We start from the raw sequence: 24649 nt of genomic DNA, 5'->3' as shown, positions 1-24649 counted from the left end.
AATCAACCAACGGTCACTGCAGAAACCCATGGAAAAAACCTACCAGCCAGAAAACATCGAGCGCCAGTGGTACGAAAACTGGGAATCCAAAGGGTACTTCCGCCCCAGCGGAGAAGGCCAGTCATACAGCATCGCTATTCCGCCACCTAACGTGACCGGCAGCCTGCACATGGGCCATGCTTTCCAGCACACCATCATGGACACCCTCACTCGCTACAAGCGCATGCAGGGCAACAACACTGTCTGGACCGTCGGCACCGACCACGCCGGCATCGCCACCCAAATGGTGGTTGAGCGGAAACTCGCCGCAGAAGAAGGCAAAACCCGCCACGACCTCGGCCGGGACGAATTCATCAAACGCATCTGGAACTGGAAAGAAGAATCCGGCGGAACCATCACCCGCCAGATGCGCCGCCTTGGCAACTCCGTAGACTGGAGCAACGAACGCTTCACCATGGACGAAGGCTTCTACAAAGCTGTACAAGAAGTCTTCATCCGCCTGTACGAAGACGGCCTGGTCTACCGCGGCAAGCGCTTGGTCAACTGGGACCCGAAACTGCACACTGCCATTTCCGACCTGGAAGTGGAAAACAAAGAAGAAAAAGGCTTCTTCTGGCACCTGCGCTACCCACTGGCTGATGGCGCAACCACCCAAGACGGCAAAGACTACGTCGTCGTCGCCACTACCCGTCCTGAAACCATGCTCGGCGACACCGCTGTAGCCGTGCATCCGGACGACGAGCGTTACCAGCACCTGATTGGCAAACACATCATGTTGCCGCTGGTAAACCGCAGAATCCCGATCGTGGCCGACCACCACGCCGACCCGGAAAAAGGCTCCGGCTGCGTGAAGATCACCCCGGCCCACGACTTTAACGATTACGCCGTCGGCAAACGCAACAACCTGCCGATGATCAACGTCCTGACCCAAGACGCCAACATTCGTGAAACCGCCGAAGTCTTCAACAGCGACGGCACCGAAAATACCGACATCGACGGCAGCATGCCGGCAGCCTACGCCGGCCTGACCCGCGAAGTCGCCCGCAAACAAATCGTTGCGGACATGGAAGCTGAAGGTCTGGTACAACAGGTTGAAGACCACGTACTCAGCGTACCCCGCGGCGACCGCTCCGGCCTGATCATCGAACCGATGCTCACTGACCAATGGTTTGCTGACGCCAAAACATTGGCCAAGCCTGCCATTGAAGCCGTAGAAGACGGCCGCATCCAGTTTGTGCCCAAGCAGTATGAAAACATGTACTTCTCCTGGATGCGCGACATCCAGGACTGGTGTATTTCCCGACAACTGTGGTGGGGCCACCGGATTCCAGCCTGGTACGACGCTGAAGGCAACATCTACGTTGGTCGCGACGAAGACGAAGTGCGCAAGAAGCACAACCTGGCCGCCGATCTGGAACTGAAGCAAGATGACGACGTTCTGGACACCTGGTTCAGCTCTGCTTTGTGGACCTTCGGTACCTTGGGTTGGCCGGAAATCACCGAGCGCCTGAAAACTTTCCACCCCACAGATGTACTGGTGACCGGCTTTGACATCATTTTCTTCTGGGTTGCCCGGATGATCATGATGACCATGCACTTCATGAAGAATGAAGACGGCACGCCACAGGTACCGTTCAAAACCGTTTACGTGACCGGCCTGATCCGCGACGAGCACGGCGACAAGATGTCCAAGTCCAAGGGCAACGTCATCGACCCGCTGGATATGATCGACGGCATCGCTCTGGACAACCTACTGGAAAAGCGTACCGGCAACCTGATGCAGCCCAAGCTGGCTGAAAAGATCGGCAAGCGCACCCAGAAAGAATTCCCCGAAGGCATCGCCGCCCACGGCACCGACGCCCTGCGCTTCACGCTTGCGGCAATGGCTACCACCGGCCGTGACATCAACTGGGACATGAAGCGACTGGAAGGCTACCGTAACTTCTGTAACAAACTGTGGAACGCGGCGCGCTACGTGCTGATGAACACCGAAGGCGAAGACTGCGGCGTGAATGACGAGCCGGTAGAGCTATCTCTGGCCGATCGCTGGATCATCAGCGAACTGCAGCACTGCGAACAGGAAGTCACCCGCCATCTTGAGCAGTACCGCTTTGATCTGGCGGCCTACGCGCTGTACGAATTCATCTGGAACGAATACTGTGACTGGTACCTCGAACTGGCCAAGCCCTGCCTGAGCAGCGACGGCGGCAGCGCTGAAGCTAAACGCGGCACCCGTCGCACACTGGTTCGTGTTCTGGAAGCTATCCTGCGTCTGGCACACCCGATGATGCCGTACATCACCGAAGAAATCTGGCAGCGTATTGCTCCATTGGCCGGCAAGAGCGGAGACAGCATCATGCTGCAGCCGTTCCCGCAGCCTGAAGAAAGCAAACAGGACGCCAGCGCCAAAGCCGATATCGAGTGGGTGAAAGGTGTCATTGTGGCCGTTCGGAACATCCGCGGTGAAATGAACATTTCCCCGGGCAAGCCCGTGCCGGTATTCCTCAAAGGCGGCAACAGCGAAGACGAGCAACGCCTGAATGCCAACCGCCAGTTCCTGATGTCCTTGGCGAAGCTTGAGAAGCTGGAATGGCTAGGCTCAGAAAAAGCGCCAATGAGTGCCACCCAACTGGTTGGTGAAATGGAAGTCCTGGTTCCCATGGCCGGTTTGATTGACAAAGACGCCGAACTCAAGCGCTTGGACAAAGAACTGGATCGATTGCAGAAAGAAATCAGCCGCGTTGAAGGCAAGCTAAGCAATGAAAAGTTCACCGCCAAGGCTCCGGCTGAAGTGATCGAAAAAGAGAAAGGCAAGCTGCGCGATGCACAAGGCAGCCTGCAGCGGTTGAGTGCACAGCGAGCCGAAATCGAGGCCATGTAGGGCTATGATTGCGATTCTGGGAGCCGGCTCGATGGGCCGGCTTTGGGCTGCTAAATTGCCTACCGGGCAGGTGGCCTTCGTGCCTCGCCCGGAACAGTCTGTCGCCCCCCTCGCCTATCATTTCCGGCCCCTCCAAGGGCCGGAAATATCTGTCCAAATCCGTTGGCTATACGACTTCCAATCGCCGTCATTACTTGTCGTCACCACAAAAGCCGGTGACACCCTCAATGCTCTGCAGCCGGTATTATCCCGACTGCCCGACACCACGCCGATCGTCTTGTTTCAGAATGGCTTGGGCAGCCAACAGCGCGTTGCCGAAACCTGGCCAAACCGCCCTATTCTTGCGGCCACCACCACGGAGGGCGCAAACCGCCCCGAAAGCGGGCTGACCGTTCATGCCGGGAAAGGTGAAACCTGGATAGGCGCTTTAACCCCGACAGGGGAAACTCTGGTTTCCAAATCCGTTTCCACACTCGCCGAAACTGGCTTGAGCGTTCAAGCTGAACCCGAGATTCTCACCAGACTCTGGCAAAAACTGGTCATCAACGCTGGCATCAATGCCTTCACCGCCATCCTGAACTGCCCGAACGGCGAGATCCTGAACCATTCGTTTTACCAACAATGGATTGGTCCTCTGTGCAACGAAATCAGCGCGCTGCTGGCGGCCAGCGGCCAACCTCCAAGGTCTCCGACGTCGCTAAGGGGTGCAATTGAAACCGTAGCGCGCAACACCGCAGCCAATACGTCCTCCATGCGAGCAGACAGACTGGCCCGGCGCCCTACCGAAATCGACTTCATTAACGGCTATCTGGCGCGCCTTGGTGCCGAGTACGGCATCGACACCCCCGTGAACCAAATGCTCACCGATCGAGTAAAACAACTCGACTGACCCTCTTTCATTAGGAGCGCTAACAACATGGGCAACCGCCTATCTAAAATTTATACCCGCACTGGCGATGACGGCACCACCGGTCTGGCAGACGGCAACCGCGTTACCAAGAACGCATTTCGGGTGGAAGCCATGGGGACCGTGGACGAGTTGAGCTGCCACCTAGGCATTCTGGTCGAGACACTGCCGACTGACGATGCTTTGGTGGAGCTATTCCGGCGCATCCAACACCACCTATTCGACATTGGTGGCGAGTTTGCGATTCCTGGCAGCGTGATGATTGACGAGAAACACATCGGCTGGTTGGAACAAGTGCTGGACGAGCACAACGAAGACCTGCCGCCACTGAAAAACTTTATTCTGCCCGGCGGATCGCCCGCAGCAGCCCAATGTCATTTGGCCCGAGCAGTTTGTCGTCGCGCCGAACGCATCGTGGTTGGCCTGAGCCAGGAAGAGGAGATCAATGCCGGTGCACGCCAGTATCTGAACCGGCTTTCCGATTTGTTGTTCGTGGTGTCTCGCGTATTGGCCCGCCGGGAAGGTGCACGGGAAATTCTTTGGGAACAAAAAAAATCCGGCCTCTAGAGGCCGGATTCTGAGAAGCACTCAGCGGCGGTGATCTCAGACCTTGAAGGTCTCAACCAGCTTCTGAAGTGATGCGGTCAGGTCTGACATCTGGCGAGAAGAATCCAGCGTCTCCTGCGCGTTTTCTGCCGTGGTTTGGCCAAGCTCACCGATGCTTTCAACATTGGCATTTACGTTCTTAGCAACCGCTGACTGCTCTTCTGCCGCCTGAGCAATCTGGTGACTCATATCCACGATTTCTGAAATGCCGCGAGCAATGCTATCCAGAGCCTGAGTCACTTCCGTGGACTTGTGCACCGTCAATTCAGTCGCACCATGACTGCTGGTCATGGCCGAAACCGCTTCTTTCACACCGCCCTGCAAACGGGAAATCATGTCTTCGATTTCTTCAGTAGACTTATGCGTGCGTTGTGACAAAGAGCGAACTTCATCAGCGACGACCGCAAAACCTCGGCCATACTCTCCAGCACGCGCCGCCTCGATGGCAGCGTTAAGCGCAAGCAAATTGGTCTGCTCCGCGATGGCTTTGATCTCAACCAAGACCTGACTGATGTTGTCGCTGTCTTTGTTAACCCGGTTGATCACCTCCATCGCACTCGCTATTTCGCTGGCCAGCTTATGAATGGTTTCAACCGTACCCGCAACAACTTGCCGGCCCGTTTCGGTGTCACGCTCGGCGCTGCCCGCGCTATCAGCAACCCTGTGGGCACTTTCGGTCACTTCGTTGACCGCTTCCACCATTTGCCCCATGGCTTCGTTAATCTGACTGCTTTCATCCATCTGGCGTGCCACAGCTTCACTGTTCGCGACAGCCGTATCGTTAACTCTGACGGCTTGCAGCCCTACATCTGCCGTAGTAGCACTGACCGACCGAATCAATTCGGCAATCTTGTCCGTCATGTTGTTGAATTCGGTGGTTAGCTCGCCCAACTCATCACGATTGGAAAGCTGGATGTGAGTGGTCATATCACCGGCCGCCACGTTTCTGGCTGCAGAACTGAAACGATTGATGGCAACTCTGACCGACATGAAGAAACCGATATACAGGTACACCACAACCAACATCACCGCGATCAGAGAAACGACAATCGTCGTGCGCTGACGGGTTTCACTCGCCAAACGGCGCTCCAGATTAGCACCCACAATCTCAAAAATTTTCGTTGTCAGCGCATCAAAATGTTTGGCTTGGGCAGTAACCGCCGCGTCGTATTCTTGCCACGGCGTTTCCAGTCGCATCGGAGTAATCACCTGCACGTCCAATGCCTTTCTAACAACCAGCAGACTTCCATCTACAGGTGAAAGCGCTGGCGACTGAGCAAGCTCCGATGAAGTATCTTTTGCGACAACCAGACTGGGCGAAAGCAGAGAGCTTCGGTTGGTTAACCTATCGAAAATCCCATTCAGATTTTCACTCATGGCATACCCCACTTGGCCTTCTACCAGTGAGAAAATGCCGTAAGAACGGGCGCTGCCGATGGCATTCCGGGCATCGGGGAACACATCACGCACCAACCCAAGCAATAGCTGGTTCTCACGTGAGGCATCTTGCCCCAAGCCGGAGACTTCCATGGTGGCAGGCAACACCGCCAATACTTTCTGAACGAATTCCTGATAAAACTTGAACTGCGCGTCCATGCTGCCCTGATAGCTGTTGCTTTTCCGGAGCGCACGCCAATCTTGTTGCAACGCCAAAATCTGCTCTTGCCAGGAACCGGATAAATCAAACGAACGGCGAGGTTCAGCTAAATCTGTCAGCAGTTCATCGACCTTCTTCGCGGCGCGATCGGCTTTCTCGATCAGCGCAGGGTCTTCCTTAAGGATGGCTGGCGCCTTGTAGTCACGAAAATCCATAGCCGCGACCAACAACTGATCGGCGGTCTGAAGTTCGACCAACCCGTCAATGCTGCGGTTCATGGTTTGTACGGATTGGTTGAGCCCGGAAATGACCAACCAGGACAGAACCAGAATCGGACCAAGAAACAAGATGCTGATGAGGCTGAACTTATAAACCATCGGCAGCCGGTTCATCAATGCAATCGCTGGATTAATTATGTAGCTCAAAGCGCCCTCGCCCAGATTCGCAAACCGAACCATGAATTTTATTGTTTTGATTTTCACTCACGCCTGAAGAACTTTCATCGCTCCAAAGTGGTATTGGACTTAAACCACGCCGGCGATGACCAGCAAGGCAATGGCACAAATCCAAACCAGCATACTGCGGCTAAGCAGATCTCTGATAGCGATCAGACTGCGCCCACCAAAACGGGGCCAGTCTTCCGGATGTAGCTCTGAGAACCGTTCAGGATCAAGTGCATACCCGGTTAACGACCCGTTGGCGGAAATCATTAGCACTTCCGACGTCGATTTCTTAAAACCGGGCACAACGTGCCTGACTTTACGAGACCACCCCGACAGATCGCCTGCCAGCCCGAACGTGCAGGCCAGCAATCTTGCAGGGAGCCAACCAATCCAGTCAGCCATCTTGCGGTACGCCGGTCGTGCGCCGGCTTGCGGCCAATGCTCGGCCAGTGCCAAGGCTCCACGCGCCAGCACAGCAGCCCCAATACCACCAATGACATACCAGAACACCACCAAAAAGAAGCGATCAAACACGCATAGAATCAATGTCTTGGAAATCGACAAATGCAACGCTTCAGGGGACAGCGCTGCACCCCGCTCATCGGCTGGCAGCCGGTCTTTAACGTGGTGCCATGCCCCCTGCATGTCACCACGGGCCCAGGCCCCCGAGTAGACTTTCAGCGATGATTGCCAACCTGGCACCCCCATCAGCAAGACAAGCAGGACCATCTCTAGCGGATAGAGCGCCAACCGGAAACCGAGCTGCTCGGCAATCACCGTCAATACCATCAGGCAAATCGCGGGCAATATGATTAACGCATACCCCTTTACCAACGAGTTTTCGCGTCCAGACTCCGTTGTTGCGCCCCGTTGAAACCAGATCCGCCAAAAACCATCACTGCTGAATGCTTCTTGCCGGTCCAACTTGCGGCGTATCACGTACGCCAACAGAAAAATCACCAGAACCATTCAGTCTTTCTCCGAGGCACGCACAAGGTTTTTGAAGTATGGCCACTGAAAAGCTGGGCCGGGATCGGTCTTTCGGCCCGGGGCAATATCGCTATGGCCGGTGATTCGGTCAGGCGTTATTGCAGGCCAAGCCGCCATCGTCAATCGGGTGAGGCGCGCCAGAGTGCGATACTGATGCTCCGTGTAAGGCACGTCATCGGCTCCCTCCAGCTCTATCCCAATAGCGAAATCATTACATTCTTCTTCATCGCCAAAACAGGAACGACCCGCATGCCAGGCTCGGTCAAGACAGCTAACAAACTGGACTATCGAGCCATCCCGCCGCACCAGCGCATGCGCAGACACTTGCATGCCGGCTATTTCAGAAAAGTAGGGGTGAGCATGCCGTTCAAGACGATTACAAAAGAAGTCTTCAATATAGGGGCCACCAAACTGCCCGGGAGGCAGGCTGATGTTATGCACCACCAATAGCGTGATACCGGCCCCATCTGGCCGGGCACCAAAGTTTGGCGAAGGGCACCATCGGCTCTCAGGCAACCGCCCTGTTGCCCGCAGCGTTTCAACCTGCTCGGAAAAAGTAACGGTGGAGATAGGTGTGTCGATGAGATCAGATCGTGTGTTTGGCAAGGCTCATCCGTAGGGGCAATGAGTGATTCATGACATTTGATTGAATCACAAAGTGCCTACAGATGCCACGAATTAGCGGACAGCGCCGGTCTTAGTCCTTTCGGCTGTGCCTAAGGTTATCGATGATGGATTCGAGGGCACGGTCAAAGATCAGCCCGTCATCCAATAACGTGATTTCCTGGTCCTGCATCGCCAACGCGAGGTCGTCACGCAAATATTCAGCGACCTTGGCGCCATTGCGGTTCACAAATATGTACTTGCCGGTAGCTTTAATGAAGGCGGCCAGCTTACAACGAACCCGAACACCCTCCTTCTGCAACTCCAACCATGCGCCCACACCCAGTTGATCGGCGGCATCAAACCACTGCTGAGCCGCGATTTCGGGTGCGTCTTGAGGCGAGGTCTGAGCAACCCTTTCATCTGAGCCGCCAGCACCATCGCCAATCTCTGGCGGGGCAGAGTCTTCCGGCGCCTCGTCCATCCCGTTTGGCACAGGAAACGATGGAGCAACATCTGCCTGCACATCGATCTCAACCTCCGCAAGTTCGGCAGTCTCTTCCTGACGTTCAGCCGTCTCTACCGGCGCAGTCACCAGGGTCTGCAAGACATCAACGTGTACGAGTTCCAGATCTCTTATCACCGCATCGGTCGCAAACGGATCCCAAGAAATTTCCTGCAACGCTTTTCTCAGCCCTTCAACCACACCCGGAATAGACCGCAACAGTTCCGAACGAGTCTCAACAGAAACCGGCCGCGGATCGACACTCCACAACAAACGGCGGGTTAACTCGTTCGCACTATCCCATAACGGGCTTTCCTCGCCATGACGTAAAACCACCCACTGAAGGTAGCGGGAAAGCGGGTCATTAATAATCTGTGACACCGGCTCTGGAATCTCATGATCTTCGGTATAGCGGCGAATTAGTTCAGCTGCGGCCTGATGAGCCCGTTCCTGCTTGGCCCGCCCCTCTTCGGCATCTCTAAGCCGCTGTTCCACCAATTCTCTGCGGCGACGGTCCAAGTCCATGAAGTGGCCAAAGTCCTTCACAAGTTCCTCGAACAGTCGGACATTCTGGGTATACTCGGACAATACGCGCTCAACAACTTCCTCAATTTTATCGCGCAGTGGATCCCGCACTCCCGGACGTTTTTCCGCCCACCCTATCGCTGCCAACGCCAGCTCGTTCAGCAACTTGCGAACCGGGTGCCCGCCGCGATTAAAAAAGTTGCGATCACTCAGAGCTACTTTCAGCACCGGTATTTGAAGCCGCCCAATCAGCGCCTTCATAACCGGGTGCAGCTGGCGATCTTCCAAAATAAATTCAAACAACATTGAAACCAGGTTAATGACATCACCATCAACCTGACCGACCGAGGCGTGCTCTCCTTCGGCAGATCGTAGTACCGGCTGCAACTGCTCCCGCAATGGCAGTACTCGCTCACTCTGCACATTCTGGGCGGCCGTTTGAAGCTCGCTCAACTGCATGATCAGCCGCTCTGTGTCTATGACCCTTGCTCCCGCCTTTTGAGACGACGCCTGTTGATGATCCGTTTGATGCAGCAAGGCACTCAGTTCACTCAGCGTAGGCGTGACTTCCGCTTGATCATATTGAAACACCCGCTCCGCGCCATCATCCTGTCGAGCACGCTCTGGCGATGGCACCGCACGTCGCTGCGGCACGGGAGCACCTGCGCGCGGTGGCGTTTTCATCTCAGCCAACACACCCTGGCTCATCAGCGTCTGGTTGCAGGCCTGATAGAATTCGCCAAGTTGCTCTGTCAGCATGCGCTCAAACAGTTTCAGCACCACCAGCTTGGCGCGAATATCAATATCCAGATCCTCACAGGCTTCTGAAATCGCACCGCACAAGACTTCGGGGCTCAACGGGACTTGAGCATCGGTCAAAGATACGTCCGGAACGGTGTGGCGAACTCTCGCCGCTAACAAACCAAACACTTCCGAATACCGGCTTCTCAAACGGTTAGTCAGATTATCCAGGGCGACCTGCTGCTCAAGGTCCGAGTGGTCCATCAAACTCAAGGAGTCGCGATCCACTTCTTCCAGCACTTCACCCTTCTGGGCCGGATTGAAGCGCCCGAGTTCGTTAAAGGCCTGACTGATGTACTGAAGAATTGAAACGGTCATGGATTTGCGCCGCAAGCGCAACTCCCGCATCGCGTCGAAGTAGGACGTTTGGTCCTGATTCGAACCGGCTCTATCAGCCAACGCAAACAGGCTATCATCCGCTTCATCAAAGAATCCCGCGAGGACCGCCTTCAGGGACTGGCCAGAGGTATCCCGAAGCCGCATTAACGCAACCGGCAGCGAAAACTTGCCTACCGATTTCTGGCCACCCAAGTGAACGACCTTACTGTGTTGCGTCATGAACTTGCTCCGCTCCAAACCTGTTAAACAATGTAAAACACGGTGTATTTACATCATATAGGCATTGCTTGTCACCTTCTGTCAGAAATTGTCACCTTTTGTTTAGTCCGGAACTTCATCACATTACGCCGACTTTGCGCTCTACATTTTGATAAACCTCTCGAGAGCAGTAGAATTGCCCCTCCATCGACCAACATTCACTTTTCCGGACATCCACCATGATCAGCCCTGAATTGCTTCGACAGGCCCGCATTGAATCCGTCGCCCAAAGCCTCCGGGAAGATATCGGTGATGGCGACATTACCGCTATGCTGATCCCTGTCGATAAGCAGACCCAAGGCCGGGTTATTACTCGCGAACCCGCTCGCTTGGCAGGTAAAGAGTGGGTGAACGAAGTCTTCCGCCAAGTGGACCCTGACGTTAAGCTGGAATGGTTACACGAAGATGGCGATCAACTTCAGGCGAACGACGTGATCTTCCGTATGTCAGGAAATGCCCGCTCGCTTCTGACCGCAGAAAGATCCGCTTTGAACTGGCTGCAAATGCTCTCAGGCGTGGCAACCCAGTGCGCTCATTACGCGGCCAAAGTTGCCCACACACAGGTACAGCTGCTTGATACCCGGAAGACTCTGCCCGGATTAAGATTTGCCCAAAAATACGCGGTAACTTGTGGCGACTGCAACAACCATCGAATCGGCTTATGGGATGCCTTCTTAATCAAGGAAAATCACATTGCCGCCTGTGGTTCCATCGCGGCAGCCATTGCCGAGGCTCACCGCATTGCTCCGGGCAAACCCGTGGAAGTCGAAACCGAAACGCTGGATGAGCTCCGACAAGCTCTGGACGCCAGCGCTGACATCATCATGCTGGATGAGTTTTCCATGGAGGATATGAAGAAGGCGGTTGAGCTTGTTGCAGGACGCGCAAAACTTGAAGCTTCAGGCGGCATCAACGATAAGACGCTGGCCCCCATTGCAGAAACCGGCGTCGACTACATTTCGATCGGCGCATTGACCAAAGACGTGAAAGCCATTGACCTGTCCATGCGTCTGGACTGATCCAGACGCCCACAGCTCACTCACCCGACAGCAAGCGATCCATTTGCGCCAATGCCTGAATAAGCTTGGCGCCACTCTCACTCCGCCCTCGAAAGTATTCCTCCGCCATAGGCGCAATACCGGACACTGACGGCAGCGGCTGCCCTGCCTCAAGCAGCAGTTTCATACGCGCAACGAACACAAACTGCAGCCACTGAGGAAAGTTCATGGTATCCAGACAAAAGGGCTGCGTGCTTTCAAACGCTTCTGGTGGCAGCGGCTGTTCTTGCCACGCCCCCAAGCCCCTCAGCTCCGCTTCAATCTGAAGTAAACTGTCGGCCACGTTACTTGCATGAGTTTGTGTGTTTATCATGGTCAATCGCCCCATCAATCCGCCAGCGCTTCCAATTCGACCGCTTCACCGTGCAGCACCCGATACAGGTCTTCGAACTGCTGAGTGAGCGCATGCTTGGGCGCCATATGTATCAGTGGTTTCCGGGCCTGATGAGATTCTTTCATTTTCACCGAGCTCGACAAGCGTACCGGCAGTACCGGCAAACCTTCTTCAATCAACTCCCGCACCAACTGTTTGGGCAGACTGGCTCTGGGCTGAAACTGGTTTGCCACAATACCTTCAACCACCAACTCCTCGTTATGGTCTTCCTGTAGCTCACGAATCTCATGCAAAATGTTGTACAACGCCTGGCGTGAGAAATCATCGCAATCAAACGGAATCAAGCAACGCTGCGCCGCAATCAAGGCGGATCGAGTGTAGAAGTTAAGCGCCGGCGCGGTATCAATAAAAATTTCGTCAAAACTGTCGCCCAGTTTCTTTAAAAACTCACGCAGCTTGTAGATCTTGTGCTTGGCTTCCAGTTTCCGCTCCAGGAAATCCAGCTCGGGGCTGGATGGCAGCACAAACAGGTTATCGAAGGGCGTGGCATGCACAAACTCATCCGGGCGACGGGTAAACATACTGAACGCAACCGTCTGTTCCAGCAGGTCCGCCACGGTATCCTTCAGTTCAGAGGACGCCTTACCCAGCAGATAGTGCGTTGAGTTACCTTGGGGATCAAGATCAACAACCAGAGTTCGCTTTCCCCGGGCAGCACTGATGGCTGCAAGATTACAGGTGATACTGGACTTGCCCACACCACCTTTTTGGTTGAATACAACCCGTCTCATGTCGTCTCTCCAATCGTCGTTATAATTTTGAATTCGTTGTTATTGTGCCACTACCACCCCATCACCGTTTTTACGAACGGAATGGTTAAACGCCGCTGAGCCTGCAGCGAGTTTTCATCCAAAGTGTCCAGTATGCCGAGCAACTCGCCCAACTTTCTCGGAGCACGGCGCATGATGAAATTCGCCACATCATCGCTGACCACCAAGCCTCGCTGCTCGGCCCTGGCCATCAGTATGTGCATCCGATCTTCATCCCGATACAAGCCCAGCTGGAGCAACAAGCCGTGCGCTAATCGGGAAACCAGATCCGGCAAGCCAAACGGCACCGACCCGGGCACTTCCGACATACTCACAACCAAGAGTCCGCCGCGGTCCATTACCCGGTTGTAGAGATGAAAAATAGCCTCTTCCCAGTCTGCTTTACCGGCAATCTTTTCGAGATCATCGAGACAAAGCAACGGATGCACCTCAAGTCCGTCCAGAGCTTCGGGGCCGAACGGGAGCAACTCGGCAATGCTGATACACACGCCGGCTCGACCAAACTGATCTGTTTTATTGCAGGCGGCTTGAAGCAAATGACTCTTGCCGGTATCGGAATCCCCGCAAATCACGACCACAGGAAGCCCCTGCGGCGCCTCACAGATAGCTTCAAGGCGACGAGCGACCTCACGGTTCCTGTCACCGTGAAAATTATCGAAACGAGCGTCATCCCTGAGTTTGACCCCGAGGATCATCTGAGACGGTATCACGACCGTTTTGCCCTCCATGCCCGCACACCCCAAACCAGAATATAATGACCGCCGCTAAACACCGCAGAAACAGCAACCATCCAGATACTGGCGTTGAGGATCCAAGGCTCCATCGGCAAGCCAGCCATAAGAATAATGATCACCAAGGCTGCCAGAATTTGGATAAAGGTATTCATTTTGCCCGGTAAACTTGGCTCCATTTCAAAGCGCCCTACGCCATAATGGAACGCAAGGCCCCCGCACACAATAATCAAATCACGCCCTAGCACCAAGACAAACAACCAGACAGGCAGCACACCTGTAATCGTCAACATCAGGTACGTAGTGATAAGCAACGCTTTATCCGCCAAAGGGTCGGCAATCGCGCCAAGCCGGCTTTTCCAACTGAATGAACGGGCAAGAAAGCCATCAATTGCGTCTGTCAGCGCTGCCACAGCAAAGATCAACAACGCAAACCGGTAACCGCCGTCAAGTAAGGCACCGGCGAACGGAATGATCAGTACGATCCGCAAAAAGGTCAGTGCGTTGGGAATCCAACGCCACTGCTCCGATCTCACGTTACGGTCTCCGTCAGTTTATGAGTTGCCATCACCACGACTTGGGGCTCTCTGCCAACGGTAGTACAACACTTCATAAAGTGACCCAAATGCGTCTGCTGCGTCCTGTTCATCCCCTTCCGGCAACGACTGATAAGCAGGACCGGCAGCGCCGGGAGCTTCGGCTGCACTTTCTTCAGCCCCTTGCTCAGCTTCCGCCGCTTGCGCAACAGGAGCCGTCGACTGCTCACCTGCCGGCGCAGGAGCAAGCGTCACTTCCTCTGAGCTCTGGGCAACAAAGCGGGGATCCAGAGCAATGTATTCTTGCAACTGATTCAACTCACCAGTGAAGGCCACCTCTAACGTCATGCGCTCGCCACGAATCCGCGAAGCACCAACGGAGCGCACAGGCGTCATGCTCTGCAGCGCTTTCACCACATTGCCGTAATCAGCCAAGGACGTAACGTTATCCAAAACCACGTCGACTACTGGGGAATCCGCTACATTACCCGCGGAAACCGCATAACGGCTGGCATAGAGCTCAGCCCATTGGTCCACGACTTTGGCCACCAATTCTTCTGGATTGCCAGCACCGGCTGAACGCTCGTTTGCATCCATTCCCATACCTTCAAAGACCCAGCCCGCGCGCCACTGCCCGCCTGAGCGGCTGATCCGCATCAGTGTGATCACATCATAAGGCTGCCCTTCGGAAGCTGTTTCGATACGGTCGACAAACTGCCCCCACAGATCGGACAGAAGCGAACGGTCGTCCGAAAATCGATCAGCAGGAAAAACCATCGGCAACCCGCGCTCAGACGCAGCCGCCATAAAATGCTTGCGCCACTCAGCCGCGCCACCCGATTGAGTAGAGGAATCGTTCTCCCCGGTAATCAACTGGCGCTGACCTCGATCCTCGACCGCAATCCAAGCCAGTGTAAGAGGGCGATTCGCGCCCCAAACCGGCGCATTCAGCGCGGCAAGCCCACGATTCACGCCTACCGCACCAAAACTCATCTGCATGCGGCCTTGGCCCCGGCTCTGCCCGACTTGATAGGACAACACCAACGATTCCGCATTGGCCAGGAGCTCATCGACACCTTCAAGCTCCAGTACATCCCGGCTACCCGAAACACGAACCAGAACTTCACGCAGCCCAGCCTCATAGCCGGCTTTCACACTCGAGCTACTGGCGCCCGAAATGGGCACACCGGCATTATATAGGCCAGTTATAGTGACCGCAGTCGCCGGCGCCGCAATAACCAAGGCGCATACCATTGCGATTGCTACGAGCATTGCTCGCTTTATTCTTGCTGAATACCCGTTGACTGAAATCGTCATGTAGATGTAGCACCCTGCCGTTCCCATGATTGGCGCACAGGATACACCATCACCTGTCAGCTGAGTAGCAACGCCAGCTCTACGTGATAACCGTATATTAACCAATGATTCGTGACAGTATCGCCGAATACCAGTTGGAGCCCCCGTGCGCACCTGTTAAAATCCGCGGCCAGACCCACAGTCCAATGGTTATTGTCCATGAGCGAACAGAAGCCCTCCCTCACCTACCGCGATGCGGGTGTTGATATTGATGCCGGCAACGAGCTGGTTAACCGCATTAAGAACACCGCGGCCAAAACCCGCCGCCCCGAAGTACTCGGCGGCCTTGGTGGTTTTGGTGCCATGGTGTCCATTCCAGCCGGCTACAAAGAGCCGGTGCTGGTCTCTGGCACTGATGGCGTAGGCACCAAGCTTCGCCTCGCCATGCAACTCGAAAAGCACGACACCATCGGCATCGATCTGGTCGCCATGTGCGTGAACGACTTGATTGTCGGCGGAGCCGAGCCTCTGTTCTTCCTGGACTACTACGCCACTGGCAAGCTCAACGTCGACATCGCGGCCAATGTTGTTGAAGGCATAGGCAAAGGCTGTGAGCTGTCCGGCTGCGCATTGGTCGGTGGTGAAACCGCCGAGATGCCGGGCATGTACGAAGGCGATGACTACGACCTCGCCGGTTTCTGCGTCGGCGTAGTCGAGCGCGACAACATTATTGATGGCAGCCGCGTTCAGACCGGCGATGCATTGCTGGCCCTGGGCTCTTCCGGCCCACACTCGAACGGTTACTCGCTGATTCGCAAAATCATCGAAGTGAGTGGCGCCGATTTGAGCCAGCCTATGGGCGATGCCACTCTGGCTGATGCACTCATGGCCCCGACCCGTATTTATGTGAAAAACCTGCTCAAGCTAATCCGTGAAGTAGACGTTCGCGCCATGTCACACATTACCGGCGGCGGGCTTCCGGAAAATATTCCCCGCGTACTGCCCGACAACACGGTTGCCGCAATCGACACTGAGAGCTGGGAACTGCCCCCAGTATTCCAGTGGCTGAAAGATGCCGGCGGTGTGGCCACAGAAGAAATGTACCGCACCTTCAACTGCGGCATTGGCATGATTGTCTGCGTGCCTGAAGATCAAAAAGATCTGGCCATCGACACGCTGAATGCTCTGGGCGAAACCGTATGGCAGGTGGGCGTCATCGAGAACGCAAACGCCGGTGACTCCGCCTCAGAAGTTCGTTACGCGCCAGGGCTGCTGAAAGCATGATGGCAGATCCAGCGCCGCTACCGAAAATTGTTGTACTAGCCTCAGGCAGCGGAACCAACCTGCAAGCGCTGATCGAAGCCAGCCGCGACCGCGACTTTCCTGGCGAAATCATTGCCGTAGGTTGCAACCGCCCCGGAGCGTTTGCTTTGGAACGTGCAGCTCAGGCGAACATCCCGACTTTCGTGGTTGATCATACGAAATCGGATTCGAGAGAGGCGTTCGACGCCTCTCTGATGGCTGAACTGCATCGACACAACCCGGACGTCATTGTTCTGGCAGGCTTCATGCGCATCTTGACGCCAGACTTTGTGCGCGCTTTCCGGGGCCGAATGCTGAACATTCACCCGTCCCTGCTTCCGGCCTACACCGGCCTGAACACGCATAAGCGCGCGCTGGAAGCCGGCGACAAAGTACACGGTGTATCCATACACTTTGTGACGGAGGAGCTCGACGGCGGCCCCGTCGTCGCGCAATCCGAAATTGCGGTGAATGACGATGATACTCCGGAATCATTGGCAGAGCGCGTTCAACAGCAGGAGCACCTGCTCTACCCGATCGTTCTGCGCTGGTTCTGCGAAGGGCGCATCCAGCTTACGGCCGATGGCGTGCAATTCGACGGAGCACACCTCTCAGCACCTATGCGCCTCGCTGACAACTGAACAGATTGTCATCCCCTCTAGGCCAAGGAACGGCTAGACTGTCACATGCAAAGACCGTGAAGAGGCCTTCGGATGCAACGCTACAAAAAGCCAACCAGAATTCTTTTCCTGCTCGCGGGGCTTGTTTTTTCCAGTCTCGCTGTGAGCGCCTCAACAGATAGCACCACCAAAGCCGAACTGACCCCGTACGAGGCCAGCTACACCGCGTCCATGTCTAAAGGGGTGAGTTTAAACGGCCGTGGTGTCCGCACGCTGAGCAGCCAAGGCAACAACGTATGGCTTTACCGCACCGACGTTGACTCTTTTATTGCCGACATCAACGAATCACTTATCTTCAAATGGGAAAACGGGCACGTTATCCCCCTACGCTACCGCTATCGGCTATCCGGCTTCCTTATCAAAGACCGGCAGCAATCGATCGATTTCAACTGGCAAACAGGCATAGCGAAAGGAAAATATCGCGACGACTCGTTCGAAGTAAAACTTGAGAAAGGCACTCTGGATCCGCTGGGCTATCAACTACAGCTCCATCAGGACCTGAAGGCGGGAAAACGGGACGTTACCTACCGGGTCTTGGACAAAGGTGATTACGACACCGATCGCTTTGCCGTTATTGCGGAAGAAAGCCTAAGCGACCATGGCCGAAACATGAAAACACTAAAAGCGGAGAAGGTCCGGGATCAGGATTCCAAACGCCAAACCTTGATGTGGTTCGACCCGGAACAGAACTACCTGCTGGCCCGCTTGCTTCAGGTAGAACCAGACGGCAGCGAATACGAATTACGCCTGAAGGATGCCCAGGTTCAGGACTGACCCACGACGCCGTGCTCTGCCCACACCGCTTTCACTTCATCCGCGATAATGCGCAACCCTTTCGCGACCTGCTCATCATCCTGGGAGTAGGTAACTCGCAGGCATTCGTGGCGATGCTTCCAATCATCATCCGGCAAACCCGGGAAGAAGTAATGGCCGGAAACGACCAGGACGCCCCGCTCCTTCAAGCGCTGGTAGAGCTCCAGACTCGAAATAGGCAGATCCGGAAACCACAACCAGAGGAACATGGCACCTTCGGGTTTGTGGATATACCAGCGACAGCTGTCTTCACCCATCGCTAAGCGGAACGCCTCTACCGCCCTTTCCATCTTTTCCTTGTAGAACGGGCAAATCACTTCGCGACTAAGGGTCAGTATCTCGCCAGATTTAACCAGCGGCTCAGCCAGCATCGCACCAAAACTACCGGTTGCCAGGTTCATGATGGCGTTAATACCCGACAATGCTTTGATAACCGCCTCAGAGGCAATCACGATACCGGTTCGGGCGGCCGGCAAACCAAGCTTGGACAAACTCAGACAAAGGATGATCTGTTCGTTCCAGGTGGGCTTTGCATCCACAAATAACAAGCTCGGAAAGGGCGTGCCGTAAGCGCCATCTACAATCAGCGGAATGTCGTGTTCACGAGCCATCCCCTCAAGACGGGCCAACTCGTCATCGGTAATGACGTTACCCGTGGGGTTCGTAGGGCGCGATACGCAGATGGCTCCGGTCTCACCCGTCACTTCAACCGCATCAAAGTCGACGCGGTACTTGAATTCATGGGCATCGGTAAACGAAATATCAGGCCGCACGGCATGAAACAAGCCTTGCTCAATGCCCGCATCGGCATAACCAATGTATTCCGGCGCCAGAGGCAATAGAATGTGCTTACGCTGTCCATTGCCGTATTCACCGCCAAACATGTTAAATAACATGAAGAAGGCCGCCTGACTGCCATTGGTGAGCGCAATATTCCCTGGCTTAAGTCCCCATCCGTATTCTTTGCTCAGCAGCTCAGCCAACGAGGCAATGAACTGCTTTTCACCTTGGGGAGGATCGTAAATCCCCACCAAGCGGCGCACCTGATTCTCATCGGTGGCCATATTCGCCAAAATCTCTTGCACCCTCTGCTGCACTTCAGGGATGTGACCGGGATTGCCGCCCCCCATCATGATCATATCTTCACCGGACGCCATGGCATTTCCCAAGTCATCCATGAGAGAAGTGATGCCGGCATCAGCTGTGAACTTACGACCAAAAGCAGAGAGTTTCATGTCTCTTATCCGTTGCAAAGCGATTAAGAAAGTTTGGACTAATTCTACTGCGGACTGCGGCAATCAGGTATCGAGAGAGATACCCAGATTGCTGACACCTTCGTTCGAAGCGTCATTTCGCAGATCTTCGATAAAGTCTTCACTGGGCACGCGCTGTCGCTTCAAGGCAAGCACGGTGTCGCGCTGAAAAACTTTGTCTTCTTTAAGCAAGGGGTGCTGTTCGAACAATCGAATCAGTTCGTCATCATCCATCCCCTCACCTTCAGACATTTCCACAAAATCCATCACGGTTTTTGTGGCCAGCTGTGACGCTTCCGTTGCCCGATGCTTACTCGGGTTCAGGCGGTTGAGCAGTGCTTGCTCCAGCAACTGGCAGAAGTCGAAGGCGGGGTATACGCCATAGGCGTCGTACTCATCGACATTCGGACTGAGAGTTTCGAGTTTGCTGAGCAACTGCGGGATCGCCGCTTCGACGGTCTCCAGCTGTAGCGTTCCCCAAGCGAGATCGAGCAGCTGGCGCATTTTACCGCCGCTCTTCATGCCTACCGCATCTGCGAACAGGGCGTAGTTGGGGAAGGAGCGCTCGGCAAGGGCCAGCAGGTAGGCGCATTCGCGCCAGCCCTGCATTTGTGAGACGGCTTTCAAAAACTGGTTGGCGTTCATGTCCGAGGCAGGGTCACGCCTGTCTGGCCAAGGTATTTACCGCCACGGTCTTTGTAGCTGGTTTCGCACATTTCATCAGATTCGAAGAACAGCATCTGGGCGACGCCTTCGTTGGCGTATATTTTCGCTGGCAGGTTGGTGGTGTTGGAGAATTCCAAAGTCACCTGACCTTCCCATTCCGGCTCCAGCGGGGTTACGTTCACGATGATGCCGCAACGTGCGTAAGTGCTTTTGCCGAGGCAGATAGTGAGTACGCTTCTGGGAATACGGAAGTATTCAACTGTGCGCGCCAGTGCGAAGCTGTTCGGCGGTATGATGCAGACATCGCTGGTGATGTTAACGAAGCTGTTTTCGTCGAAGTTCTTTGGGTCTACGGTGGCGCTGTGTACGTTGGTGAAGATTTTAAATTCGTTGCTGCAACGTACGTCGTAGCCGTAGCTTGAGGTGCCGTAGGAGATGACGCGGCCGCTTTCGTTTTCACGAACTTGCCCGGCTTCGAAGGGTTCGATCATGCCGTGCTCTTCGGACATCCGGCGGATCCACTTATCGGACTTTATGCTCATGGGGGAATTCTCGTTTCCAGCTGGGAAAAATTGGGGCGTAGTTTACCTTGTCCTTGGGGTTGTGTCGAAGGCTTGGGCTTTTATCAGGCACGCCTTCCAAAAACCGCCACGAGCACATCCATGTGCGCTTCTCACCAGCCTTCCATGGCCTACGACATTTTTGGAAGGCGTGCCCGATGCCGCGATCAAATTTTTGTGAAAGCCGCCCTACGGACCCGCTTGTTTTTTTACGGCTCAACTACTGAAACGCTTGAAATCGTTCCGCCTAGATTCCGCTCCCTGGTGGACAGCTCCGCACCCACTCTGCGAGCAATATCGCGGTAGCGGCGAGCCACTTCAGAATCCGGCTCGGCAACGACAGTTGGCGAACCGCTGTCGGTTTGTTCGCGGATGGTCATGTGCAGGGGCAGCTGCCCCAGCAGAGTGGTGTTATATTCTTCTGCGATGCGCGCGCCGCCTTCGCAGCCAAACAGGTGTTCTTCGTGGCCGCAGTTGCTGCAGATGTGGACGCTCATGTTTTCGATAACGCCGATCACCGGGATGTCCACTTTGCGGAACATTTCGATACCTTTTTTACCGTCCAGCAAGGCGATGTCTTGCGGGGTGGTGACGATAACCGTACCGGTGACCGGGACTTTTTGGCCGAGGGTGAGCTGGATGTCGCCGGTACCTGGGGGCATATCGACCACAAGGTAGTCGAGCTCATCCCAGAGAGTTTGTTGCAGTAACTGCATGACGGCACCGCTGACCATAGGGCCACGCCAGGCCATGGGGGTTTTGTCGGTGGTGACAAAGGCCATGGAATTAGCTTGTAGACCGTGGGCCTGCATGGGTACGAAGTATTTATTTTCGCGCACGTCCGGGCGCTTGCCTTCGGGAACACCGAGCATCATGCCGATGCTGGGACCGTATATGTCTGCATCCAGAATACCGACTCGGGCGCCCTCGGCGTGCAGGGCCAGTGCCAGGTTGACGGCGGTAGTGGATTTGCCGACGCCGCCTTTGCCGGAGGCCACGGCGATGATGTTTTTCACGCCAGGGACGGAGGCAATTTCTTTATCGATTTTGCAGGCGTGGATTTTCTGAGCCACGTGCACTTCGGCACTTTCTACGCCCTTAACAAATTCGATAGCGTTGGCGACAATTTGTTTCAGGCCGCCCGCTATCCCTTTTGAAGGGTATGGCAGCTCGACCATCAAGGTAACATTTCCCTGCTCGTCTGCCGTCAGATTTTTCACCGCACCCAGCTCATACAAGTCTTTGTTCAGGTAGGGGTCACGGTATTCGCGCACAGCATCTTCAAGCGCCTTTTGGGGAATCTGGGTCATCGAGGTCTCCGGAATAAGCTTATCACCCTGAATGAAGGTGAAAATTGATGGCTTGGAAGGTATCATCTGTGGCCGTTTCTGACCATATGGGGTCTTCGTCTGGAACAATCAATTCTGATTGTCACCAAAACCCCGTTTGTCTTTCCAACCCGTATCAACAAAAGGTTCGGACATCACCATGACGCAAGCGAGCAATCAACAGCGCGATATTCTGGTTACCAGCGCTCTGCCCTACGCCAACGGGCCCATCCACTTGGGGCACCTGCTGGAATACATTCAGACCGATATCTGGGTGCGTTACCAGAAAATGCGTAGTCACAACTGCTATTACGTTTGCGCCGACGATGCCCATGGTACGGCTATCATGCTGCGGGCCGAGCGAGAAGGCATTACTCCTGAACAGCTGATTGACCGGATTCGCGAAGAGCATCAGCAAGACTTCGCTGGCTTTCACATCCAGTTCGACAACTATTACTCAACTCATTCGGAGGAAAACCAATATTTCTCCGAATATATCTACCGGCAGATTCAAGCCAACGGCAATATCGCGACTCGCAAGATCACGCAGTTCTTTGATCCTGAGAAAGAGATGTTTCTGGCGGACCGCTTCATCAAGGGCACCTGCCCGAAATGTAAGGCGGACGACCAATACGGCGACAACTGTGAAGCCTGTGGTGCAACGTACACACCGGCCGAGTTGATCAACCCTCGTTCCGCGGTTTCCGGTGCCACGCCGGTGGAGAAAGAGTCTGAGCATTATTTCTTCAAATTGCCGGAGTTCCAGGACTTCCTGAGCAAATGGACTCGCAGCGGTTCCTTGCAGCCGCAAGTGGCCAACAAACTGGCCGAGTGGTTGGATGCGGGGCTTCAAGAGTGGGACATCAGCCGTGATGCGCCTTACTTTGGCTTTGAGATTCCGGATGCGCCCGGCAAGTTCTTCTATGTCTGGCTAGACGCACCCATTGGCTACCTCGCCAGCTTCAAGAACCTCTGTAACCGTGAAGGCATCGATTTCGAGCATTTCTGGAAGAAAGATTCCACTGCCGAGGTGTATCACTTCATCGGTAAGGACATCATCAATTTCCACGCGCTGTTCTGGCCATCCATGTTGCATGATGCGGGCTTCCGCACGCCAACTGCGGTTTGGGCGCACGGATTTGTAACGGTGAATGGCAAGAAGATGTCGAAATCCCGTGGCACCTTCATTATGGCTCGCACCTATCTGGATCACCTCAATCCCGAATACCTGCGCTATTACTTCGCCGCCAAGCTCACCGGCGGTGTCGATGATATGGACCTCAACCTTGAGGATTTCGCGGCACGAGTGAATTCCGATCTCGTGGGCAAGGTCGTCAATATCGCCAGCCGCAGCGCCGGTTTTATCACCAAGCGTTTCGATGGCCAGCTGGGCAAAGTCACAGAGCAAGACAAGCTGCAGGAATTCATCGACGCTGGCGAGCAAATTGCCGAGTTCTACGAAACCCGTGAGTTTGGCCGTGCCATGCGCCGGATTATGGAGCTGGCAGACATTGCCAACCAATACGTTAACGACGAGCAGCCGTGGATCATCGCCAAGCAGGAAGGTCAGGACGATAAACTGCAAGCGATCTGCACCAATGCGATCAACATGTTCCGTTTGCTGATGACATATCTGACACCGGTATTGCCGGAAACAGCCAAGGCTTCCGCATCGTTCTTGAATGTTCGCCTGACCTGGAATGAGCGAGCGAATCTGCTGGAAAATCACGGCATCGACAAGTTCAAACCTCTGATGAGCCGTGTCGATATGGCCCATGTTGAGAAGATGCTGGACGCCTCCAAGGAAGAAATGCCCGCCGCCACAGGCCAGCAGCAGGCGCCCGCGTCTGATCTGGAACCCATCGCGGATGAAATCGAGTTCGGTGATTTCGCGAAAGTGGATCTGCGAGTGGTCAAAATCGTCAAGGCCGAGCATGTTGAAGGTGCCGACAAGCTTCTTCGTCTGACTCTTGATGTAGGGCATGGCGAGCGAAACGTGTTTGCTGGTATCAAATCTGCCTACAAACCGGAAGAGCTGGAAGGCCGCTTGACGGTGATGGTTGCCAACCTGAAGCCCCGGAAGATGAAATTCGGTCTGTCGGAAGGCATGGTTCTGGCCGCTGGGCCAGGTGGCAAAGACATCTTCATTTTGTCCCCGGATTCCGGCGCTACGCCGGGCATGCGGGTGATGTAAGCAGCATCAGGCAGAGACGCTCCCGATGACAGAGTATTTGCTTATTTTGGTCAGCACGATTTTGGTAAACAACTTTGTGCTGGTTCAATTCCTTGGGCTATGCCCTTTCATGGGGGTTTCCGGGAAACTGGAAACCGCCATGGGCATGTCTCTGGCCACTACTTTTGTGCTGACGCTGGCATCGGTATGCAGCTATCTGGCGTATACCTACCTGCTGGAGCCTCTCGACCTCACCTTTTTGCGCACCATCACGTTCATTCTGGTGATCGCAGTGGTGGTTCAGTTCACCGAAATGGTGGTCCGCAAAACCAGCCCTTTGCTGTACCGGGTGCTGGGAATCTTCTTGCCATTGATCACCACCAACTGCGCCGTTCTGGGTGTCGCTCTGCTTAACATCAACAAGAACAACAATTTCATCGAGTCTGTTCTTTACGGTTTCGGGGCGGCTGCCGGGTTTTCGCTGGTGCTGGTTCTATTTGCGGCTATGCGCGAACGCATCGCTGTTTCAGACGTGCCCGTGGCCTTTCGCGGCGCCTCGATCGGTTTGATCACCGCCGGTCTAATGGCTCTGGCGTTTCTGGGCTTCACTGGCCTGGTCGCGGTGTAAAGGAGC

At 54.9% G+C, this 24649-nt stretch carries 22 protein-coding genes; 9 read left to right on the top strand and 13 right to left on the bottom strand.

Going from position 1 to position 24649, the window contains the following annotated elements; translation table 11 throughout:
* Window positions 1-28: 28 nt before the first annotated feature.
* Genes VOI14_RS14585 through VOI14_RS14575 form a run of 3 tightly spaced genes read left to right on the top strand, consistent with a single transcriptional unit; the run spans window position 29 to window position 4355 of the window.
* On the top strand, window positions 29-2881 hold the full coding sequence (locus tag VOI14_RS14585) for a valine--tRNA ligase (RefSeq protein WP_323752776.1): 2853 nt from the start codon (window positions 29-31) through the stop codon (window positions 2879-2881).
* A 4-nt stretch (window positions 2882-2885) separates the two neighbouring features.
* Window positions 2886-3770, top strand: coding sequence for a 2-dehydropantoate 2-reductase (locus tag VOI14_RS14580; RefSeq protein ID WP_323752774.1), 885 nt, complete (start codon window positions 2886-2888; stop codon window positions 3768-3770).
* Window positions 3771-3797: 27 nt separating this feature from the next.
* A complete protein-coding gene (locus VOI14_RS14575) occupies window positions 3798-4355 on the top strand; it encodes a cob(I)yrinic acid a,c-diamide adenosyltransferase (protein WP_323752773.1) in 558 nt (185 codons plus the stop codon).
* Between the two features lie 36 nt (window positions 4356-4391).
* Here the strand turns inward: VOI14_RS14575 and VOI14_RS14570 are convergent, their stop codons facing one another.
* From VOI14_RS14570 to VOI14_RS14555, 4 genes are all read right to left on the bottom strand, one after another.
* The gene (locus VOI14_RS14570) at window positions 4392-6416 is read right to left on the bottom strand and encodes a methyl-accepting chemotaxis protein (protein WP_323752772.1); all 2025 of its coding nucleotides are present in this window, start codon (window positions 6414-6416) and stop codon (window positions 4392-4394) included.
* Window positions 6417-6515: 99 nt separating this feature from the next.
* A complete protein-coding gene (ampE, locus tag VOI14_RS14565; RefSeq protein WP_323752771.1) occupies window positions 6516-7403 on the bottom strand; it encodes a regulatory signaling modulator protein AmpE in 888 nt (295 codons plus the stop codon).
* Window positions 7404-7958, bottom strand: a complete 555-nt coding sequence (gene ampD, locus VOI14_RS14560; protein ID WP_416361435.1) for a 1,6-anhydro-N-acetylmuramyl-L-alanine amidase AmpD — start codon at window positions 7956-7958, stop codon at window positions 7404-7406. It abuts the gene before it with no gap.
* A 163-nt stretch (window positions 7959-8121) separates the two neighbouring features.
* Window positions 8122-10416, bottom strand: coding sequence for a DUF1631 domain-containing protein (locus tag VOI14_RS14555; protein ID WP_323752770.1), 2295 nt, complete (start codon window positions 10414-10416; stop codon window positions 8122-8124).
* A gap of 218 nt (window positions 10417-10634) precedes the next feature.
* Between VOI14_RS14555 and nadC the strand changes: the two genes are divergently transcribed.
* Window positions 10635-11474, top strand: coding sequence for a carboxylating nicotinate-nucleotide diphosphorylase (gene nadC, locus VOI14_RS14550; protein WP_323752769.1), 840 nt, complete (start codon window positions 10635-10637; stop codon window positions 11472-11474).
* A gap of 16 nt (window positions 11475-11490) precedes the next feature.
* Here nadC and VOI14_RS14545 read toward each other — a convergent pair whose 3' ends face one another.
* The 5 genes from VOI14_RS14545 to VOI14_RS14525 are packed head-to-tail and all read right to left on the bottom strand — an operon-like array spanning window position 11491 to window position 15216.
* The gene (locus VOI14_RS14545) at window positions 11491-11826 is read right to left on the bottom strand and encodes a YqcC family protein (RefSeq protein WP_323752768.1); all 336 of its coding nucleotides are present in this window, start codon (window positions 11824-11826) and stop codon (window positions 11491-11493) included.
* Between the two features lie 14 nt (window positions 11827-11840).
* Window positions 11841-12638, bottom strand: a complete 798-nt coding sequence (locus tag VOI14_RS14540; RefSeq protein WP_323752767.1) for a ParA family protein — start codon at window positions 12636-12638, stop codon at window positions 11841-11843.
* 50 nt (window positions 12639-12688) lie between these two features.
* A complete protein-coding gene (gene hda / locus VOI14_RS14535) occupies window positions 12689-13405 on the bottom strand; it encodes a DnaA regulatory inactivator Hda (protein WP_323752766.1) in 717 nt (238 codons plus the stop codon).
* Complete coding sequence (locus VOI14_RS14530; protein WP_323752765.1) at window positions 13384-13944, bottom strand: CDP-alcohol phosphatidyltransferase family protein; 561 nt, start codon at window positions 13942-13944, stop codon at window positions 13384-13386. The genes hda and VOI14_RS14530 overlap by 22 nt, the downstream gene beginning before the upstream one ends.
* A gap of 18 nt (window positions 13945-13962) precedes the next feature.
* Window positions 13963-15216: a DUF2066 domain-containing protein gene (locus VOI14_RS14525; protein WP_323752764.1), complete on the bottom strand. Its 1254-nt coding sequence runs from the start codon at window positions 15214-15216 to the stop codon at window positions 13963-13965.
* Between the two features lie 243 nt (window positions 15217-15459).
* On the opposite strand from VOI14_RS14525, the gene purM reads away from it, so the two are divergent.
* The 3 genes from purM (at window position 15460) to VOI14_RS14510 (ending at window position 17996) form a co-directional block, all read left to right on the top strand.
* Window positions 15460-16524: a phosphoribosylformylglycinamidine cyclo-ligase gene (gene purM, locus VOI14_RS14520; protein WP_323752763.1), complete on the top strand. Its 1065-nt coding sequence runs from the start codon at window positions 15460-15462 to the stop codon at window positions 16522-16524.
* Window positions 16521-17183, top strand: a complete 663-nt coding sequence (purN, locus tag VOI14_RS14515) for a phosphoribosylglycinamide formyltransferase (protein WP_323752762.1) — start codon at window positions 16521-16523, stop codon at window positions 17181-17183. The genes purM and purN overlap by 4 nt, the downstream gene beginning before the upstream one ends.
* 72 nt (window positions 17184-17255) lie before the next feature.
* Entirely contained in the window at window positions 17256-17996 is a 741-nt protein-coding gene (locus tag VOI14_RS14510) for a DUF3108 domain-containing protein (protein ID WP_323752761.1), read from the top strand.
* Here the strand turns inward: VOI14_RS14510 and VOI14_RS14505 are convergent.
* From VOI14_RS14505 to apbC, 4 genes are all read right to left on the bottom strand, one after another.
* Window positions 17987-19270: a valine--pyruvate transaminase gene (locus VOI14_RS14505; RefSeq protein ID WP_323752760.1), complete on the bottom strand. Its 1284-nt coding sequence runs from the start codon at window positions 19268-19270 to the stop codon at window positions 17987-17989. The genes VOI14_RS14510 and VOI14_RS14505 overlap by 10 nt on opposite strands.
* Before the next feature lie 63 nt (window positions 19271-19333).
* Entirely contained in the window at window positions 19334-19933 is a 600-nt protein-coding gene (locus VOI14_RS14500) for a YjaG family protein (RefSeq protein ID WP_323752759.1), read from the bottom strand.
* A complete protein-coding gene (gene dcd, locus VOI14_RS14495) occupies window positions 19930-20496 on the bottom strand; it encodes a dCTP deaminase (RefSeq protein ID WP_323752758.1) in 567 nt (188 codons plus the stop codon). Before dcd ends, VOI14_RS14500 begins: the two co-directional genes overlap by 4 nt.
* 227 nt (window positions 20497-20723) lie before the next feature.
* Complete coding sequence (gene apbC, locus VOI14_RS14490) at window positions 20724-21824, bottom strand: iron-sulfur cluster carrier protein ApbC (protein WP_323752757.1); 1101 nt, start codon at window positions 21822-21824, stop codon at window positions 20724-20726.
* Window positions 21825-22002: 178 nt separating this feature from the next.
* Between apbC and metG the strand changes: the two genes are divergently transcribed.
* Entirely contained in the window at window positions 22003-24036 is a 2034-nt protein-coding gene (metG, locus tag VOI14_RS14485; RefSeq protein WP_323752756.1) for a methionine--tRNA ligase, read from the top strand.
* 25 nt (window positions 24037-24061) lie between these two features.
* The gene (gene rsxA, locus VOI14_RS14480) at window positions 24062-24643 is read left to right on the top strand and encodes an electron transport complex subunit RsxA (protein ID WP_323752755.1); all 582 of its coding nucleotides are present in this window, start codon (window positions 24062-24064) and stop codon (window positions 24641-24643) included.
* The last annotated feature ends 6 nt before the right edge of the window (window positions 24644-24649 follow it).

Source organism: Marinobacter sp. (genome assembly GCF_034669625.1).
GTDB lineage: Bacteria > Pseudomonadota > Gammaproteobacteria > Pseudomonadales > Oleiphilaceae > Marinobacter.
This window is presented reverse-complemented; position numbering and strand designations above follow the sequence as displayed.